The sequence below is a fragment of the Cognatiluteimonas weifangensis genome (genome assembly GCF_003416885.1).
Classification (GTDB): Bacteria; Pseudomonadota; Gammaproteobacteria; order Xanthomonadales; family Xanthomonadaceae; genus Cognatiluteimonas; species Cognatiluteimonas weifangensis.
The window spans coordinates 20,438-38,264 of record NZ_QVPD01000006.1; the positions used below are offsets into that span (position 1 = coordinate 20,438).

At 72.9% G+C, this 17,827-nt stretch carries 16 protein-coding genes and 1 riboswitch; of the genes, 4 read left to right on the forward strand and 12 right to left on the reverse strand.

Translation table 11 applies throughout. The features are described 5' to 3' along the window. Positions 1-123 precede the first annotated feature (123 nt). Together D0Y53_RS07300 and D0Y53_RS07305 are read left to right on the forward strand one after the other, a co-directional pair. Positions 124-1,521, forward strand: coding sequence for an FAD-binding oxidoreductase (locus D0Y53_RS07300; RefSeq protein WP_117202669.1), 1,398 nt, complete (start codon positions 124-126; stop codon positions 1,519-1,521). Then, positions 1,518-2,120 (forward strand): uracil-DNA glycosylase family protein, encoded by a 603-nt coding sequence (locus D0Y53_RS07305; protein WP_117202565.1) that lies wholly within the window; start codon positions 1,518-1,520, stop codon positions 2,118-2,120. Before D0Y53_RS07300 ends, D0Y53_RS07305 begins: the two co-directional genes overlap by 4 nt. A 3-nt stretch (positions 2,121-2,123) precedes the next feature. On the opposite strand, the gene thiL is transcribed toward D0Y53_RS07305, so the two are convergent. The 9 genes from thiL to glyA all read right to left on the reverse strand — a co-directional run bounded on the left by thiL (position 2,124) and on the right by glyA (position 10,810). Continuing rightward, positions 2,124-3,095 carry a thiamine-phosphate kinase gene (thiL, locus tag D0Y53_RS07310; RefSeq protein WP_117202566.1) on the reverse strand — a complete coding sequence of 324 codons (972 nt, stop codon included), beginning with the start codon at positions 3,093-3,095 and terminating at the stop codon, positions 2,124-2,126. A gap of 115 nt (positions 3,096-3,210) precedes the next feature. Further along, positions 3,211-3,690, reverse strand: a complete 480-nt coding sequence (gene nusB, locus D0Y53_RS07315) for a transcription antitermination factor NusB (protein WP_117202567.1) — start codon at positions 3,688-3,690, stop codon at positions 3,211-3,213. Further along, a complete protein-coding gene (gene ribH / locus D0Y53_RS07320; protein WP_117202568.1) occupies positions 3,687-4,154 on the reverse strand; it encodes a 6,7-dimethyl-8-ribityllumazine synthase in 468 nt (155 codons plus the stop codon). Before ribH ends, nusB begins: the two co-directional genes overlap by 4 nt. 894 nt (positions 4,155-5,048) lie before the next feature. Then, positions 5,049-6,170 carry a 3,4-dihydroxy-2-butanone-4-phosphate synthase gene (gene ribB / locus D0Y53_RS07325; protein WP_117202569.1) on the reverse strand — a complete coding sequence of 374 codons (1,122 nt, stop codon included), beginning with the start codon at positions 6,168-6,170 and terminating at the stop codon, positions 5,049-5,051. After that, a complete protein-coding gene (locus D0Y53_RS07330; protein ID WP_117202570.1) occupies positions 6,167-6,769 on the reverse strand; it encodes a riboflavin synthase in 603 nt (200 codons plus the stop codon). The genes ribB and D0Y53_RS07330 overlap by 4 nt, the downstream gene beginning before the upstream one ends. An 85-nt stretch (positions 6,770-6,854) precedes the next feature. Next, positions 6,855-7,015: riboswitch (FMN riboswitch) on the reverse strand. Positions 7,016-7,053: 38 nt separating this feature from the next. After that, positions 7,054-7,815, reverse strand: coding sequence for a class I SAM-dependent methyltransferase (locus tag D0Y53_RS07335; protein WP_117202571.1), 762 nt, complete (start codon positions 7,813-7,815; stop codon positions 7,054-7,056). Continuing rightward, a complete protein-coding gene (gene ribD, locus D0Y53_RS07340) occupies positions 7,808-8,935 on the reverse strand; it encodes a bifunctional diaminohydroxyphosphoribosylaminopyrimidine deaminase/5-amino-6-(5-phosphoribosylamino)uracil reductase RibD (protein WP_117202572.1) in 1,128 nt (375 codons plus the stop codon). The genes D0Y53_RS07335 and ribD overlap by 8 nt, the downstream gene beginning before the upstream one ends. A 60-nt stretch (positions 8,936-8,995) precedes the next feature. Continuing rightward, a complete protein-coding gene (nrdR, locus tag D0Y53_RS07345) occupies positions 8,996-9,526 on the reverse strand; it encodes a transcriptional regulator NrdR (protein ID WP_117202573.1) in 531 nt (176 codons plus the stop codon). Between the two features lie 15 nt (positions 9,527-9,541). Then, a complete protein-coding gene (gene glyA / locus D0Y53_RS07350; protein ID WP_117202574.1) occupies positions 9,542-10,810 on the reverse strand; it encodes a serine hydroxymethyltransferase in 1,269 nt (422 codons plus the stop codon). Between the two features lie 184 nt (positions 10,811-10,994). Here glyA and ettA point away from each other — a divergent pair, with 184 nt between their 5' ends. Then, positions 10,995-12,656: an energy-dependent translational throttle protein EttA gene (gene ettA / locus D0Y53_RS07355; protein WP_117202575.1), complete on the forward strand. Its 1,662-nt coding sequence runs from the start codon at positions 10,995-10,997 to the stop codon at positions 12,654-12,656. A 56-nt stretch (positions 12,657-12,712) separates the two neighbouring features. Further along, positions 12,713-13,543 (forward strand): orotidine-5'-phosphate decarboxylase, encoded by an 831-nt coding sequence (gene pyrF / locus D0Y53_RS07360; RefSeq protein ID WP_117202670.1) that lies wholly within the window; start codon positions 12,713-12,715, stop codon positions 13,541-13,543. Positions 13,544-13,813: 270 nt separating this feature from the next. On the opposite strand, the gene D0Y53_RS07365 is transcribed toward pyrF, so the two are convergent. From D0Y53_RS07365 to gspD, 3 genes are read right to left on the reverse strand one after another with little or no spacing between them, the layout of a single operon-like run. After that, on the reverse strand, positions 13,814-14,722 hold the full coding sequence (locus D0Y53_RS07365) for a glycosyltransferase (protein WP_233511701.1): 909 nt from the start codon (positions 14,720-14,722) through the stop codon (positions 13,814-13,816). Beyond that, complete coding sequence (locus D0Y53_RS07370; RefSeq protein WP_233511702.1) at positions 14,719-15,603, reverse strand: glycosyltransferase family 2 protein; 885 nt, start codon at positions 15,601-15,603, stop codon at positions 14,719-14,721. Before D0Y53_RS07370 ends, D0Y53_RS07365 begins: the two co-directional genes overlap by 4 nt. After that, positions 15,600-17,822 carry a type II secretion system secretin GspD gene (gene gspD, locus D0Y53_RS07375; RefSeq protein ID WP_117202576.1) on the reverse strand — a complete coding sequence of 741 codons (2,223 nt, stop codon included), beginning with the start codon at positions 17,820-17,822 and terminating at the stop codon, positions 15,600-15,602. The genes D0Y53_RS07370 and gspD overlap by 4 nt, the downstream gene beginning before the upstream one ends. Between the last annotated feature and the right edge of the window lie 5 nt (positions 17,823-17,827).

Below are 17,827 nucleotides of genomic sequence, written 5' to 3' on the forward strand. Positions count from 1 at the left end.
CTTTCCCGGCCCGGGCCCGGCCGGCGCCCGGGCCGGATGCTGCGCCGGCGGACCGCAACGCGCCCGCCGGCCCGCCGCGACGCGCGCGCCGTGGCAGCGCCGGACCCGCCCTACAATGTGCGCATGGCCGATCTTCCGCAGGCGCTGGACCGCGAACTCGCCGCCCTGCTGGGCCCGGCGTGGCTGCGCGACGAGAGCGAGCGCCTGACCTACGCCTACGACAATTCGCGCCAGCTCGCGGTGCCCGACGCGGTCGCGCTGCCGGCCACGCGCGAGCAGGTCCTCGCGCTGGTGCGCGCCTGCCGCGCGCAGCGGGTGCCGATCGTCGCCCGCGGGCGCGGCACCAACACCACCGGCGCCACGGTGCCGGTCGCCGGCGGTGTGGTGGTGTCGTTCGAGCGCATGGACGCGATCCTCGCGATCCGCCCCGACGACCGCTGCGCCGTGGTCGAGCCGGGCGTGCTCAACGGCGACCTGCAGCGCGCGCTGCAGCCGCACGGCCTGTTCTGGCCGCCGGACCCGTCCAGCGCGGAGTTCTGCACCGTTGGCGGCAACCTCGCCTGCAACGCCGGCGGCCCGCACGCGGTCAAGTACGGTGCCAGCCGCGACAACATCCTCGCCCTGACCGCGGTCACCGGCGCTGGCGCGCTGATCCACTGCGGCAGCGCCACCACCAAGGGCGCGACCGGGTACGACCTGCAACGCCTGCTGGTCGGCAGCGAGGGCACGCTGGCGCTGATCGTGGAGGCGACGCTCAAGCTGACGCCGTTGCCGCCCGAGCGCCGCGCCCTGCGCGCGCTGTATCGCGACGTCGCCGCCGCGGCCGCCGCGGTGGCGCGGCTGATGGCGCAGCCGGTGACGCCGGCGGCGCTGGAGTTCATGGATGGCGAGTGCGTGCGGCTGGCGCGCGAGCACATGCTGGCCAACGGCGGCGGCGCCGACCTGCCCGCTGCCGCCGGCGCGCTGCTGATGATCGAGGCCGACGGCGACGCCGAGACCCTGCCGCACGCGGTCGAGGCGCTGGCGTGCGCGGCCGAGGGCGAGGGCCTGCTGGCGCTCGACGATGCCGCCGACGCGGCCGCGAGTGCCCGGCTGTGGGCCGCGCGCAAGGCGCTGTCGCCGGCGCTGCGCACCATCGCCGAGGGCAAGATCAACGAGGACGTGGTGGTGCCGGTGTCGCGGATCCCGGAGCTGGTCGCCGGGGTGCAGGCGCTGGCGCGCGCGTCCGCGCTGCCGATCGTGAGCTTCGGCCACGCCGGCAACGGCAACCTGCACGTCAACATCCTGTACGACCCGGCCGACGCGGCGCAGACGCAACGCGCGCAGGCGGCGCTGCCGCAGTTGTTCGCACTGACGCTGGCGCTGGGCGGCACGCTCTCGGGCGAGCACGGCATCGGCCTGGCCAAGCGCGACTACATGCCGCAGGCGGTCACGCCGCCGACCCTGGCGCTGATGCGGCAGCTGAAGACGGCGTTCGACCCCGACGGCATCCTCAATCCGGGCAAGCTGCTGCCGCCGTGAGCGGCGCGCTCGACACCCTGCTGCGGCAGATCCGCGCCTGCCGCCTGTGCGCCGCACAGTTGCCGCTCGGCCCGCGGCCGGTGCTGCGCGCCAGCGCCGGCGCACGGCTGCTGATCGTCAGCCAGGCTCCGGGCGCGCGCGTGCACGCCTCCGGCATCCCGTGGGACGACGCCAGCGGCCGCCGCCTGCGCGAGTGGCTGCAGCTGGACGCCGCCACGTTCTACGACGAGCGCCGGGTGGCGATCGTGCCGATGGGGTTCTGCTATCCGGGCCGGGCCGGTTCCGGCGACGCCCCGCCGCGCCCGGAATGCCGCGCCACCTGGCATCCGCGGTTGCTGCCCATGCTGCGCAACGTCGAACTCACGCTGTCGATCGGCCAGTACGCGCAGGCGTACTGCCTCGGCGCGCGGCGCAAGGCCAGCCTCGGCGACACCGTGCGCGCCTGGCGCGACTACCTGCCCACGCAACTGCCGCTGCCACACCCGAGCCCGCGCAACGTCGGCTGGTTCAAGGCCAACCCGTGGTTCGACGCCGAGGTGCTGCCGGCGCTGCGCGCGCGGGTGCACGCCGTGCTCGCGCGGCCGCCGGACACCGACTGAGCCTCAGCCGGCGAAGTGGACATAGCCGGCAGCGGCCGGCCGCCAGGCCTCGCCGGCGGCGTCCAGCGCGCGCACGCCGGGGTCCGCGTCGATGCGGCCGATCCGGGTCATCGCAATGCCGGTCTGCCGCGCCAGCCGCGCGATCGCCTCGCGGTGCGCGGGCGCGGCGGTGAAGCACAGCTCGTAATCGTCGCCGCCGCTGGCCTGCAGCGCCGCGCGTGCCGGCGCGGCGAATGCCGCCTGCAGCGCCGGCGAGGCGGGCAGCGCGGCAAGCGCGATCTGTGCGCCGACGCCACTGGCAGCGCAGACGTGGCCGAGGTCGGCGAGCAGCCCGTCGGACAGGTCGATGGCGGCATGGGCCAGGCCGGCCAGCGCCAGGCCGGCGGCGACCCGCGGCTGCGGCCGGTCCAGGCGCGCGCGCAGCGCCGGGTCGCACGCGCCGCCGGCGCGCCATTGCGCCAGCGCGGCGGCGGCATCGCCCAGCGTGCCGGTGACCCAGACATCGTCGCCGACGCGGGCGGCGTCGCGGCGCAGGGCGGCCGCCGGCGTGACCCAGCCGTGCGCGGTCACGCACACCGACAGCGGTCCGCGGGTGGTGTCGCCGCCGACCAGGGCGACGCGATGCTGCGCGGCCAGCGCCAGGAACCCGTCGAGGAAACCGTCCAGCCAGGCCGCATCCGCCTGCGGCAACGACAGCGACAAGGTGCACCACGCCGGCTGCGCGCCCATCGCCGCCAGGTCCGACAGGTTCACCGCCAGCGCCTTCCAGCCGATGTCGGCGGGCCGGGTGTCGGCGGGGAAATGCACGCCGGCGTTGAGCGTGTCGGTGGCCACCGCGAGCAGCTTGGCCGGCGGCGGCCGCAGCAAGGCGGCGTCGTCGCCGATGCCCAGCAGCACATCGTCGCGCAACGGCGCACGCGCGCGGATGCGCGCGATCAGGTCGAATTCGCCGGCGGCGCCGTGGGCCGCGTTCATGCCGCCCTCCGTCGCGCCGCCGTGCGCGGGCAGCGGCCGGCGGCGCGCGCCTTGCGCAGGCCGCCGGGCGTGGTGGTCGGGGATCGCGGCGGCGTGCGCATGACCGGCGCGCTGGTCAGCGCCGCTGCGCCGCTTGCACTTCCGGCGCGCGCCAAGCCGCGGCGGCGTGGTCGAGCACGCCGTTGACGTAGGTGTGGCCGTGCTCGGAGCCGAACCGCTTGGCGGTGTCGATCGCCTCGTTGATCACCACCCGGTAGGGTACGTCGGGCCGGTGCAGCAACTCGTAGGCGCCGATCCGCAGCGCGGCGCGCTCGATCTGGTCGATCTGCCCGACTTCGCGGTCGACGAACTCGCGCAGTGCGGCGTCCAGGGCGCCGACGTGCTTGATGACGCCGCGCACCAGATCCTCGAAATACGCCAGGTCGGCGGCTTCGTGCGCCTGCTCGTGGGCGAACTGGGCGATGACGTGCGGCGCGCTGCCGCCGGACATCTGCCAGGCGTAGACCGCCTGCAGCGCGCGCCGACGCGCGCGCGAGCGCGCCACTGGGTCGACGCCGTCGCGGCGCGGGCCGCGGGCCGGAGTCCGGCCGCTCACGGCAACCGCTCCAGCAGTTGCGCCATCTCGATCGCCACCAGCGCCGCCTCCTCGCCCTTGTTGCCGTGGCTGCCGCCGGCGCGCTTCTGCGCATCGGCGTGGTCCTCGACCGCGAGCACGCCGTTGCAGACCGGCAACCGGAACTCCAGCGCCACCCGCATCAGCCCCTGCGCGCAGCCGTCGGCGACCTGTTCGTAGTGGCGGGTGTCGCCGCGTACCACGCAGCCCAGCGCGACCAGCGCGACGTGGTTGCCGGCGGCGGCGATGCGCGCGGCGGCCAGCGGCAGCTCCCAGGCGCCGGGCACGCGGATCACGTCGAGCGCGTCGGCGGCCACGCCGTGGTCGGCGAACGCCTTGCGCGCGCCGGCCACCAGCGCGTCGGTGATGCGCGGGTTCCAGCGGCTGGCGAGGATGGCGAAGCGCGCGCCGGTTGCGGCGTGCATGTCGCCTTCGTAGTGGGCCATGGAAACGGATGCCTGTCGGGGGGCGCAGTTTACCGTGTCCCAAGGGCCGGGCCTGGAGCCGAACCGTCGTCGGGCCATGGCTTTCGGGCACGGCCCCGTGAGATTGCGGCTTTCGGCGCCGGTATGAGGTCGTGAGCTACGGCCCTTGTGCCGGCAACTCCGCAGCATCTCCAGTTTGCATTTGGCTCTCCCCCTGGCCTCGGGAGATCGGCTTCGGACGGAGTCGCGGCCCGGCGGGCTGGGGGTGCTGCACCTTCCTGACGACGCCCTGTCATTGAAGTTGGGCGCAGCTCATCTTTGGCCTGGTCTCGAGTCATGGCCGGGCCTCGGAAGGAGTCGCCGCCCGGCGGGCTGGGGGGTGCTGCGCCCTCCTGACGACCTCCTGTCTTTAAGGTCGGGGCGTTGGCTGTGCCTGGCCATGACGTCGAGTCATGGTCCGCGCTCGAGAGATCGGCTTCGGCAGGAGTCGCCGCCCGGCGGGCTGGGGGTGCTGCGCCCTCCTGACGACCTCCTGTCTTTAAGTCGGGTCGTGGACCATCCCTGGTCCACTCTCCGCACCCCCAGCCCGCCGGGCGGCGACTAGCGAGCTTGCAGTCCGTCGCTTCGGGGTTTTTTTACAAGCGCCGGCTCACTTGCCCGGAAGCCGGTGGCCCGGCCTGTGCGGGACCGTCGGCGGCACGGATGCCGCCGAGGAGCCTACAGGGGCGAAGCGGTGCGTTTGCGAAGCACTGCTTCGCGCACCGCTGAGCGCCCGAAGGCTATGCCGCAGGGCCGGACCCGCGTAGCGGGGATTCACGGCGTGTCCCGCACAGGCCGGGCCACCGGCTTCCCCCGCAAAACTTCCGCGGCTCGGAGATGGATTCGCGCGGGCTGGCGCGGGGCGCTGCGATCCGGTTACGGGGCTAGGTACTCGACCACTTCCAGGCCGTAGCCGCCGAGGCCGATCTGACGCCGCGGCGTGCCCAGCACGCGCAGCTTGCCCAGGCCGAGGTCGGCCAGGATCTGGCTGCCGGCGCCGTTGCGACGCCATTCGACCAGCGCCCCGCCGCGCGGGGGCGCGGACTCCGGCTCCTCCTGCGGCGCGCGGATCCGCGCCAGCAGCAGTTCCGCCTGCTGCTCGGCGCTGCGCGCGGGTTCGCCCAGCAACACCAGCGCGCCGCGACCCTCGCGCGCGATCGCGGCCAGCACGTCGCCGATCGCCGGGCCGAAATCGGCACGCCGCCAGTGCAGCGCGTCCGACAGCGGGTTGAGCGGGTGCACCCGCGCCAGGGTCGGCACCGCGGCGTCGATCTCGCCGCGCAGCAGCGCGAAGTGCAGCGCGCGGCTGAGGCGGTCGCGGTAGGTGTGCAGGCGGAACGGACCGTGGTCGGTGTCGATCTCGCGCACGTCCACGCGCTCGACAGTGTGCTCGGTGGCCAGGCGGTAGCGGATCAGGTCCTCGATCGAGCCGATCTTCAGGCCGTGCTCGCGCGCGAACGTCTCCAGTTGCGGGCGCCGCGCCATCGAGCCGTCGGGGTTGAGGATTTCCACCAGCACGCCCGCCGGCTCCAGCCCGGCGAGCAGCGCCAGGTCGCTGGCCGCCTCGGTGTGCCCGGCTCGGCTGAGCACGCCGCCCGGCTGCGCCTGCAGCGGGAAAATGTGCCCGGGTTGCGACAGGTCGGCGCCGCTGGCGTCCGGCCGCACCGCGGTCCGCACGGTGTGGGCGCGGTCGTAAGCGCTGATGCCGGTGGTGACGCCCTCGGCGGCCTCGATCGACACGGTAAAGTTGGTGCCGTGCGGCGAGGTGTTGTCGCGCACCATCGGCGGCAGCCCGAGCTGGCGGCAGCGCTCGCGCGTCAGCGACAGGCACACCAGGCCGCGCGCGTGGGTGACCATGAAGTTGATGTCCTGCGGCCGCACCAGTTCGGCGGCCATGATCAGGTCGCCCTCGTTCTCGCGGTCCTCGTCGTCGACCACCACGACCATGCGGCCGGCGCGGATTTCCTCCAGCAGTTCGGGGATGGGGGCGAAACTCATGGGGTCTCCGGGGTCGTCAGCAGTCGCTCGACGTAGCGCGCGACCAGGTCCACTTCCAGGTTCACCGCCGCACCGACGGCGGTATCGGCGAAGGCGGTATGCGCCAGCGTGTGCGGCACCAGCGCGATCTCGAAGGCGTCGGCATCCACGGCGTTGACGGTCAGGCTGACGCCGTCGACGCAGATCGAGCCTTTTTTCGCGATGTAGCGCCGCAGCGGCGCCGGCGCGGCGATGCGCCAGCGTTGCGCGCGTGCGTCCGCGGCGATGGCCAGCACCGTGCCGACGCCATCAACGTGGCCGCTGACCAGGTGCCCGCCGAGGCGGGCGTCGGCGCGCAGCGCGCGCTCCAGGTTGAGCGCGGTACCCGGCGGCAGCGCGCCGAGCGTGGTCAGCGCCAGGGTTTCGGTGGAGACGTCGGCCTGGAAACCGGCGGCGTCGAAGGCGACCACGGTCAGGCACACGCCGTTGACCGCGATGCTGTCGCCCGGTTGCACGTCGGTCAGCGCCAGACTGCCGGCGTCGATCCGCAGCCGCGCATCGCCGCCGCGCGGCTCGCGCGCGGCCAGGTGGCCGATTCCTTCGATGAGTCCGGTGAACATGGAGCGTTTCCCGCGGTGGCTGGCGAAAAAACGTCTCCCGGGCGATGCGGTGCCAAGGCTGCGGGGAGTCCCCCGGCCTGCGCGCCGCCGTCTTCTTTCATCCGGACTGTCACCGTCGGCTCCGGCTTCGCACCGGATCTGCTGACCCCGCGGCGGCAGGGCCGGCGCGGGCGCTCGCGGGCTCGCGCGGGCCGCTGGCCCGCACCTACCGCCGGTGGGGAATCGCACCCCGCCCTGAAGACGGCGGCAGTGTAGCACCGCGGGCGCGAGCGCCCGGCGCGGACTCAGGACGCTGCTTTCCGCCGCGCATGCACGAACAACGGCCAGCGCACCTCGCGCGCCTGTTCCGGATCGCCCCAGGCCGCGGTCAGCGCCGGCGCCTGCGCCGCGACCGGGTCCTGCCCGGTCGCGTCGCGACAGCGCCGGCTGGCCGAATAGCTGGCGAAATAACCGAGCAGACGCGGCAGCGTCCACTGCGCGCGCAGTTCGAACGCCGGCACCGTCAGCGCCGGAAACGGCCAGTCGAAGCCGGCGTAGGCGGCGTCGACCAGCGCGCGTTCGGCCGGCCAGTACGGCCGGATCGCGGCCTGCAGCGCGGCGTTGGCCGCCGCCAGCGGCGCCGGCACCACGATGTCCTGGTAGCCCCAGGCGACCAGCACGCCGCCGGGCCGCAGCACCCGTGCGCACTGCGCGAAGAACGCCTCGCGCTCGAACCAGTGCAGCGCCTGTGCCACGCACACCGCATCCACGCTGGCGGTGTCGAGGCTGCAGCGCTCGCCGCGCTCGACCGCGAAGGCGACGTTGCCCGGGCCGCACGCCTGCGCGATCTGCGCCGCGCTGGGATCGCTGGCATGGACCCGGCGGAAATGACGCGCCAGCCCGCGGCTGGCCTGGCCGCTGCCGCAGCCGGGTTCCCACGCCAGCGCCGTGGCCGGGGCGGCCGCGGCGATCCAGGCGAACAGCGCATCCGGGTACTCCGGGCGCGCGCCGGCGTAATCGGCGGCGACCGCGGAAAAATGGTCGGCGAAGCCGCCGGGGTCAGCCATGGGCCACCGGGGATGCGGCGGGCCGCGGCGCGCCGGCGTCGGCCACCACCGGCAACGATGCGTGGCGCGGTTGCAGCAGCACCCGCAGGTCCTCGCCGATGCGCCGGGTCTCGACGATATGCAGGTCCAGGCGCTGCGTCATCGCGTCGATGTGCAGGCCTTCGAACAGCGGCCGCGCACGCCCGCCCAGGAGCACCGGCGCAACGTACAGCAGCAGCTCGTCGACCAGGCCGGCGCGGAGGAAGGCGCCGGCGAGGGTGGCGCCGGTCTCGACCTGGACCTCGTTGATCGAGCGCTCGGCCAGCAGCCTGAGCACCGCGTCGAGGTCGAACAACCCGGCATGGACCGCAACGTGCGCGTGCTGGGCCTCGAATCCGCGCGGCACGCGCGCGTCGGGCGCGTGCAGGTACAGGGTCGGCGCGTCGCCCTCGCGGATGTGGCCGCGCGCGATCGTGGCCAGCCCCGGGTCCAGCACCACCCGCAGCGGCGGCACGAACGGGGTGTCGTCGCCGAGCCGCACGGTGAGGTGCGGGTCGTCCATCATCACCGTGCCGGCGCCGGTGAGCAGCGCCCCGGCGCGGGCGCGCCAGCGCTGCACGTCCTGGCGCGCGGGCACCCCGCTGATCCACTTCGAATCGCCCGACGCCAGCGCGCTGCGGCCGTCCAGGCTGGTCGCCAGCTTGACCCGCAGCCACGGCCGGCCGCGCTCGATCCGCGACAGGAAGCCGCGGTTGAGCGCGCGCGCGGCAGCCTCCATCAGCCCGTCCTCGACCCGCACGCCGGCCGCCCGCAGGATCGCGTAGCCGTTGCCGTCGACCTTGGGGTTGGGGTCGCGCATGGCGCCGACCACGCGCGCGACGCCGGCCGCGGCCAGCGCCTGCGCGCACGGCCCGGTCTTGCCGGTGTGCGCGCAGGGTTCCAGGGTGACGTAGGCGGTGGCGCCGCGGGCGCGCTCGCCGGCAGCCTGCAGCGCGATCGTCTCGGCGTGCGGGCCGCCGGCACGCTGGTGCCAGCCTTCGCCGACCACCTCGCCGTCGCGGACCAGCACGCAGCCGACCATCGGGTTGGGTTTGGTAGTGTAGGCGCCGCGCTCGGCCAGGCGCAGGGCGCGCGCCATCATCGCGTGGTCGAGGGCGGAGAAGCCGGAAGCGGGGATCGGGGGCGGGGAATCGGACACGGCTCAGCGCTTCTTCTTGTCGGCATGGCGGTCGATGGGCACCACCTCGGCGCCCAGCAGCGGCAGCTGGCCCTCGCCGGGCAGGTCGCGCTCGAGCCGGTCGAGTTCCTCGCGGAAGTCGGCCACGTCCTCGAACGAGCGGTACACCGAAGCGAAGCGCACGTAGCCGACGTGGTCGAGCTTGCGCAGCTCCGCCATCACGAACTCGCCGACCCGGCGCGAGGCGATCTCGCGCTCGGTGGTCATGCGCAGCTGGTGCACCACCGCGCGCACCGCGGCCTCGATCTGCTCCTCGGCGACCGGGCGCTTCTGCAGCGCGCGGTCGAAGCCCACGCGCAGCTTGCGCGCGTCGAAGTTCTCGCGGCGGCCGTCGGACTTGATGATCAGCGGCAGCTTCAGCTCCACCGTCTCCAGCGTCGAAAAGCGCTCGCCGCAGGCCTCGCACTCGCGCCGGCGGCGGATCGTGGCGCCGTCGTCGGACACGCGCGAGTCGATCACCCGGGTGTCGGCGTGCTGGCAGAAGGGGCAGTGCATCAGGCGCGGAGTTTCTCAGCCATACACCGGGAACTGCGCGCACTGCTTCGTGACGTTGTCGCGCACGCCGGCGATGACGTTGTCGTCGTTCGGGTGGTCGAGCACGTCGCAGATCCAGTTGGCCAGCGCCACGCAATCCGGCTCCTTGTAGCCGCGGGTGGTGACGGCGGGCGTGCCGATGCGCAGGCCCGAGGTGACGAAGGGTTTCTGCGGGTCGTTCGGCACCGCATTCTTGTTGACGGTGATGTGGGCGCGGCCGAGCGCGGCTTCGGCGTCCTTGCCGGTGAGCGGCTTGCCGATCAGATCGACCAGCATCAGGTGATTTTGCGTGCCGCCGGAGACGACCTTGTAGCCGCGCGCGATCATCGTCTCGGCCATCGCCTGCGCGTTCTTCACCACCTGCTGCTGGTAGGCGGTGAATTCGGGCTCCAAGGCTTCCTTGAACGCCACCGCCTTGGCCGCGATCACGTGCATCAGCGGGCCGCCCTGGATGCCCGGGAACACGATCGACTGCAGCTTCTTCTCGATCTCCTCGGCCGCCGCGCCCATGGCCGCGCGGCTGGCGACGATCAGGCCGCCGCGCGGGCCGCGCAGGGTCTTGTGCGTGGTCGAGGTGACCACGTGCGCGTGCGGCAGCGGACTCGGGTAGGCGCCGGCGGCGACCAGCCCGGCGACGTGCGCCATGTCCACGAACAGGTACGCGCCGATCTTGTCGGCGATGGCGCGAAAGCGCGCCCAGTCGATCACCTGCGAATAGGCGGAAAAGCCGGCCACGACCATCTTCGGCTTGTGTTCCAGCGCCAGGCGCTCGACCTCGTCGTAGTCGATCAGGCCCTGGTCGTTCACCCCGTACTGCACGGCGTGGAACAGCTTGCCGCTGATGTTGACCTTGGCGCCATGGGTGAGGTGGCCGCCGTGCGCCAGCGACATGCCGAGGATGGTGTCGCCGGGCTGCAGCAGCGCCAGGTACACCGCCTGGTTGGCCTGGCTGCCGGAATGCGGCTGCACGTTGGCGTAGTCGGCGCCGAACAGTCGTTTCACCCGCTCCAGGGCCAGGCGCTCGGCGACGTCGACGTATTCGCAGCCGCCGTAGTAGCGCTTGCCCGGGTAGCCTTCGGCGTACTTGTTGGTCAGCACGCTGCCTTGCGCCTCCAGCACCCGCGGGCTGGCGTAGTTCTCGCTGGCGATCAGTTCGACGTGGTCTTCCTGGCGCCGGCGCTCGTCGGCGATGGCCTGGGCGAGTTCGGGATCAAAGCCTTCGATACGGGCATCGCGGGGGTACATCGGGGAGCTCCGGGCGGGCGGTGGGGAAGACGCCAAAGTGTAGCCGCAGCGCAGGTTTACGGCCATTCCGGCGGCCGTTCAACTGGCGTGCGGAGGCCGCTTCCGGGATAATCGCGGCCATCCCGACCCCCCTTTCGTGGCGCTGCCCCGGTGCAGCCGCCACGGCCCGCCTGCGGAGCCAGCAATGTCGCAATACATCTACACCATGAACGGCGTGTCCAAGACGGTGCCGCCCAAGCGCCAGATCATCAAGGACATCTCGCTGTCGTTCTTCCCCGGCGCCAAGATCGGCCTGCTGGGCCTGAACGGCGCCGGCAAGTCCACGGTGCTGAAGATCATGGCCGGGGTGGACACCGACTTCGTCGGCGAGGCGCGGCCGCAACCGGGGATCAAGGTCGGCTACCTGGCGCAGGAACCGCAGCTGGACCCGGAGAAGACCGTACGCGAGGCGGTCGAGGAAGGCGTGGGCGAGATCCTGCAGGCGCAGGCCGCGCTGGACAAGGTCTACGCCGCCTACGCCGAGGAAGGCGCCGACTTCGACAAGCTCGCCGCCGAGCAGCAGCGGCTGGAGGCGATCCTGGCCGCGGGCGACGCCCACACCCTGGAAAACCAGCTGGAAGTGGCCGCCGACGCGCTGCGGCTGCCGCCGTGGGACGCGAAGATCGGCCATCTGTCCGGCGGCGAGAAGCGCCGCGTGGCGCTGTGCCGGCTGCTGCTGCAAAAGCCCGACATGCTGCTGCTGGACGAGCCCACCAACCACCTGGACGCCGAGTCGGTGGAATGGCTGGAGCAGTTCCTGCACCGCTATCCGGGCACCGTGGTCGCCGTCACCCACGACCGCTACTTCCTCGACAACGCCGCCGAGTGGATCCTGGAGCTCGACCGCGGCCGCGGCATCCCGTGGAAGGGCAACTACACCGAGTGGCTGGTGCAGAAGGAAGACCGGCTCAAGCGCGAGGAATCGCAGGAAAAGGCGCGGCAGAAGGCGATCGCCAAGGAGCTGGAGTGGGCGCGGCAGAACGCCAAGGGCGGCCGCTCCAAGGGCAAGGCGCGCCTGGCCCGGATCGAGGAGCTGCAGTCGGTCGATTACCAGAAGCGCAACGAGACCAACGAGATCTTCATCCCGCCGGGCGAGCGCCTGGGGCAGAAGGTGATCGAGTTCAAGCACGTCTCCAAGCGCTTCGGCGACCGCCTGCTGATCGACGACCTGTCGTTCTCCGTGCCGCCGGGCGCGATCGTCGGCATCATCGGCCCCAACGGCGCCGGCAAGTCGACCCTGTTCAAGATGATCACCGGCCAGGAAAAGCCCGACAGCGGCGAGATCGAGATCGGCCCGACCGTGAAGCTGGCCTACGTCGACCAGAGCCGCGACAAGCTGGAAGGCAACCACAACGTGTTCCAGGAAGTCTCCGGCGGCCTGGACATCCTCAACATCAACGGCGTGGAGATCCAGTCGCGCGCCTACCTCGGCCGCTTCAACTTCAAGGGCCAGGACCAGCAGAAGCTGGTGGGCACGCTCTCGGGCGGCGAGCGCGGCCGCCTGCACATGGCCAAGACGCTGCTGCAGGGCGGCAACGTGCTGCTGCTCGACGAGCCGTCCAACGACCTCGACATCGAGACCCTGCGCGCACTGGAAGACGCGCTGCTGGAATTCCCCGGCAACGCCTTCGTGATCAGCCACGACCGCTGGTTCCTGGACCGCATCGCCACCCACATCCTGGCGTTCGAGGGCAACTCGCACGTGGAGTTCTTCCAGGGCAACTACCGCGAGTACGAGGCCGACAAGAAGCGTCGCCTCGGCGACGACGCCGGCCCGCACCGGCTGCGGTTCAAGGCACTGAAGTGACGACGGGACGCCCACGGCAACGTGGGCGTCCTTGCATGCAGGCGGAGGACACCACCATGGACTTCATCGACAAACTGCGCGCCCGCTGGCGCGACGCCGACACCCTGCTCTGCGTCGGCCTGGATCCAGATCCGGCGAAGTTCCCGGACCGCTTCGCGAACGATGCGGACGCGCTGTTCGCCTTCTGCCGCGACATCGCCGACGCCACCGCGCAGTTCGCCTGCGCGTTCAAGCCGCAGATCGCCTATTTCGCCGCGCACAACGACGGCGAGGCGGCGCTGCAACGGCTGATCGCGCACCTCAACGCCGCGCATCCCGAGGTGCCGGTGATCCTGGACGCCAAGCGCGGCGACATCGGCAGCACCGCCGAGCAGTACGCGGCGGAAGCCTTCGATCGCTTCGCCGCCGATGCGGTGACGCTGAACCCGTACATGGGCCGCGATTCCGCCGCGCCCTTCCTTGCCCGCAGCGATCGCGGCTGCGTGTTTCTCTGCCATACCTCCAACCCCGGCGCACGCGACTTCCAGGAGCTGGTCGTGTCCGGCGGGAGCGGCGGCGGCGAGCCGCTGTACCAGCGCATCGCCCGCACCATCGCCGACGACTGGAACGGCGGCGGCAACTGCGCGCTGGTGGTCGGCGCGACCTTCCCGGAGGAGCTGAAGGCGATCCGCGCCATCGTCGGCGGGATGCCGCTGCTGATTCCCGGCGTGGGCGCGCAGGGCGGCGATGTCGAGGCGGTGGTGCGCAACGGCAGGACCCCCGACGGTACCGGGCTGATGATCAACTCTTCGCGCGGGATCCTGTACGCCTCGCGCGGCGAAGACTATGCCGAGGCGGCGGCGGATGCGGCGCGCGGGCTGCGCGACGCGATCAACCGCCACCGCTAGGGCGACAGCGCCGCGAGGGCGGCGCCTGCCACGAACAGCGGCACCCCTCACCCGCCCTGCGGGCACCCTCTCCCCCGCAAGCGGGGAGAGGGACAACTGAAGCACTCCTCACCCGCCGCCCTGTGGGCACCCATCTCCCCGCTGCGGGGAGAGGGACAATTGAAGCACTCCTCACCCGCCGCCCTGCGGGCACCCTCTCCCCGCTTGCGGGGAGAGGGACAGCCGAGCGCAGCGAGACAGGGGGAGGGGTGCCGCAGTACGCGACGAAGGTCAGCCCCGGCGCAGTACCGCCCGCAGCGCCGCAAACGGAAACCGTCCCCAGATCATCGCGAACACCACGCCGCGGGTGAACGCGTCGCGCCGCGGCGCCTCGAACTTGCGGAAGTAGCGCCACAGCCCGCGGTGCTTGTGCCACTCCACGAACCACGGCCGTGCACGCGAGGACACGCCGCGCACATGCACCACGCGCACGTCGTTGGCGACGGCGACCGCGGCCCCGGCGGCGCGCACGCGACGGCACAGGTCCAGGTCCTCGGCATGCAGCCGGTAGCCGGGGTCGAAGCCGCCCACGCGCGCGAACAGGATCCGCGGCAGCAGCAGCAGCGCGCCGGAGACGGCCTCGACCTGCTGCAGCGAGCGCCCGGGATCGGCCGCGACCCCGAGCCGCGTCGCCGCCGGCGCGCGCGGCAGCGCGGCGAGCATCCGCGCAAAATCGGGATCGCGGCGGCGCGCAGCCGGGTCGCGCACGCCGTCCACGCCGACCAGGTCGGCGCCGAGCAGGGCGTTGCCGTCGAGCTGGCGCGCATGCGCGCGCAGCCGTGCCAGGGTGTCGACCTCCAGCAGCAGGTCGGGATTGACGAACGCCAGCCAGGTGACGGCGGCGGTATCGAGCGCGTCCGCGCCCTGGTTGCAGGCGACCGCAAAGCCCGGGTTGTCGGGATTGGCGATGAAGCGCAGGCGTGGATCGGCGGCGGCGTGGCGCTGCACGATCGCCACGGTGTCGTCGTCGGAGCCGTTGTCGACGATGCGGATCGCGGCCACGCCGCGGGCCGCGCGCAGCCGCGTCAGGCAATCGTCGATGGTGGCGGCGCTGTGGTGGGTGACCACGATCGCGGCGATGTCGGAGCGGTCCGCGTCCGCGCCGTCGGCATTCCGCGGGGGCAGGCCGGGGGTGTTCACGGCGCGGTGTCCGCATCCGTCGCCGCCACGGGGAACAGCTCGGCTTGCGGGTGCACGGCCGCCATCGCGGCGTGGCTGCGCGCCAACTGCAGGCGGGTGGCCTGCAGCGGATCGTCCATCAGGAAGTTCGCCAGCCGCGCGTGCCAGCCGGGCCAGCGCGCGGCCAGTGCGTCGAGGTCGCCGTCGCCGGGGACGCCCTCGCCGCCGCGGGCGACGAACGCGGTCTCGCACAAGACGTTGCGCCAGCCCAATCCGGACAGGCGCAACGACAGGTCCACCAGCGCCGCGTACCAGGAACCGTAGCTGGCCGCATCCAGGCCGCCGGCGCGGCGGCGCGCGCTGCCGCGCAGGGCGACCGCGTGCGCGACCGCGGCCGGCAGTTCCGGGTGCCGCGGCGGCATCGCCGCGCAGGCCTGCGCCAGACGCGGCAGGTCGTCGGGGACCGGCGCGACCTCGCCGCAGCGCGGCCAGGCCGCAGCCTCGCCGGCGTTGCACCAGGGCGTGGCGGTGGCGATCGCGGCATCGCGCGCGAAGCACGCCGCCAGTTGCGTCAGCCAGCCGGGCGCGGGGATCGCGTCGGTCGCCAGCACCACCACGTCGGCCTCGCCGCAGGCGGCAAGGACCTCGTCCAGGTGCGCGACCTCGCCGATGCCGCGCTGGCGGCGGCTGTAGTCGGCGGCCAGCGGCGTGGCCCGCAGCCAGCGCTCGATGATCGCCAGCCCGCGCGGCCCGGCCTGGGCGTCGTCGGCCAGCCAGACGCGGGTGCCGGCGGGGGTGCCGGCGTCGAGCGCGGCCAGGCAGGCGTCGAGGGCGTCGTCGTCGCTGCCCGGCGACAGCAGGACGATCGGCAGCGCGTCGCCGGCCGCGGAGGCTGCGGTCACTGCGACTTCGGCGTCCTGTACAAGGGCTCCAGTGCGCGGAAGCGGCGGCCGTATTCGTCGGTCAGCTCGCGCGCTTCCAGCGGGTTGCGCAGCACCGAGGCGGTCAGCAGCACGATCACCTCCTCGCGGCTGGTGCCCGAGCGCTGGGTGCCGAACAACCCGCCGATCACCGGCAGCCGGCTCAGCCCCGGCACCCCGGAGGAGCCGCGGTCGACGCCATCGCTGATCAGGCCGGCGAGCATGATCGTGTCGCCGCTCTGGATCGCGGCCTCGGTCTTCAGCCGGCGGGTGTCGATGCGCACGTTGCCGTTGGGGTCGGCGCTGGACAGCGAACCGGGCGTGCTGATCTCCTGGACGATGTCCAGGAACACGGTGCCGTCCTTGGTGATCCGCGGGCGCACCTTGAGGATGGTGCCGGTGTCCAGGTACTGCACCTGGCTGAAGGTGTTGCCGTCGCCGCCGCTGTTGGGGTTGAAGGTGACCGAGGCGATCGGGATACGGCTGCCGACGTTGAAGATCGCCTCGGCGTTGTTGCGCACCACCACCGACGGGGTCTGCAGCAGACGCACGTCGGTGACCTCGTCGAGGGCGTTGATCACCGCGGCGGCGTTGCGGCCGAGGAAGGTCCAGGCCAGGCCCGGGTTGACCCCGCCGGCCGGGCGGATGCTGCCGGCCAGGTCGCCCCAGAAGTCGCGCCCGAGCGCGCTCGGCAGGCCGGCGCCGCCGTCGGCCGGGGCCGCGTTGACCGCCTGCTCGAAATACCAGTTGACCCCGTACTGCAGCGCGCCGCTGAGTTTGACCTCCGCCACCTGCGCTTCGATGTGCACCTGCAGCGGCATCACGTCCAGGCGCTCGATCACGTCGCGGATCGAGCGCCACGCCTGGCCGGTGGTGCGCACCAGCAGGGTGTTGGTCTCGTCCACCGCGGACACGCCGACCTTGTCGCCGTCGACCTCCAGCGTCACCGCGCCGTTGCCGGCCGCGCGCGGCTCCAGCGACAGCGACCCTTCGCCGAGCGCGCCGCCGCTGCCGCCCTCGCCGCCGATCATGGCGCTGCTGGTGGCGCCGGCGTCGACGCCGGCGTCCTTGATCTCGGTGGACTGCAGCCCCGGCATCAGGCCGACCGCGCCGCCCTCGCCGGCGCGGCTGCTGCCGCCGCCGAAGACCTCGGCCAGGCGCTCGGCCAGGTCCTTGGCCTTGATGTACCTGAGCTCGTAGGAGAACAGCTGCACCCCGGCGCCGGCGCTGTCGATGCGCTGCAGCCATTGCTGGATGTCGTCGAGGTAGTCGGCCTGCGGGGTGATCACCAGCACCGCGTTGGCGCCTTCCAGCGGCAGGAAGCGGAACATCCCGGCGACCGGCGACTTGCTCTGCTCGCCGAACACCTTCTCCAGGTCGGCGACCACCTTGGTCGCCTTGCCCGACTGCAGCGGGAACACGCCCACCGACATCGACGCCATCCAGTCGACGTCGAAGATCTCGATCGTGCGCAGGTAGTTCTCCAGCTCCGCGCGGGTGCCGGCCAGGGCGATCAGGTTGCGGCCGGAATCGACGTTGACGATGGCGTTGGGGCGCGCGTAGGGCTTGAGCACCTTTTCCATTTCCGCGGCGGAGATGTAGCGCAGCGGCACCACCCGCGATTCGAAGCCGCGCGCGGTCGCCGCCGAACCGGTGCGCGGGGCGACGGTGCCGGCCAGCGCCTGGTCGGACGGCACGATGTTGTAGCGGCCGTCGCTGTAGACCATGCGCGCGTTGTTCCAGCCCAGCACCATTTCCAGCAGGCTGCGGGCCTCGGCCGGACTCACCGGCTTGGGCGTGGCCAGGGTCACGGTGCCCTGCACCCCGGGCGCGATCACGTAGTTCTGCCCGAGCATGTCGCCCAGGATCGCCTTGACCACCGCCTGCAGCGACTCGCCCTCGAAGTTGAAGGTGGCCGCGCCGGTGGTGCCGACCAGGTTGGGCAGCGGCGCGGCCGCGGCACTGCGGTCGATCACCTGGCCGGTGCCGCGGCGGATGACCGGCTGCGGGCCGGCCACTTCGGCGGCCAGCGGCTGGCTGCGGACGCCGTCGACGGGGGTGGCGGGCTCCGCGGCGGCCGGGGCGACGACCGCCGGCTGCGCGCTGCGCTGCAGCGAGGGCGTGGGCATGCTGGCGCACGCGGCCAGCAGACTGGCGAGCAGCGCGGCGAATGCGGCGGGGAGCTGGGGACGAAGGGTCATGGGCG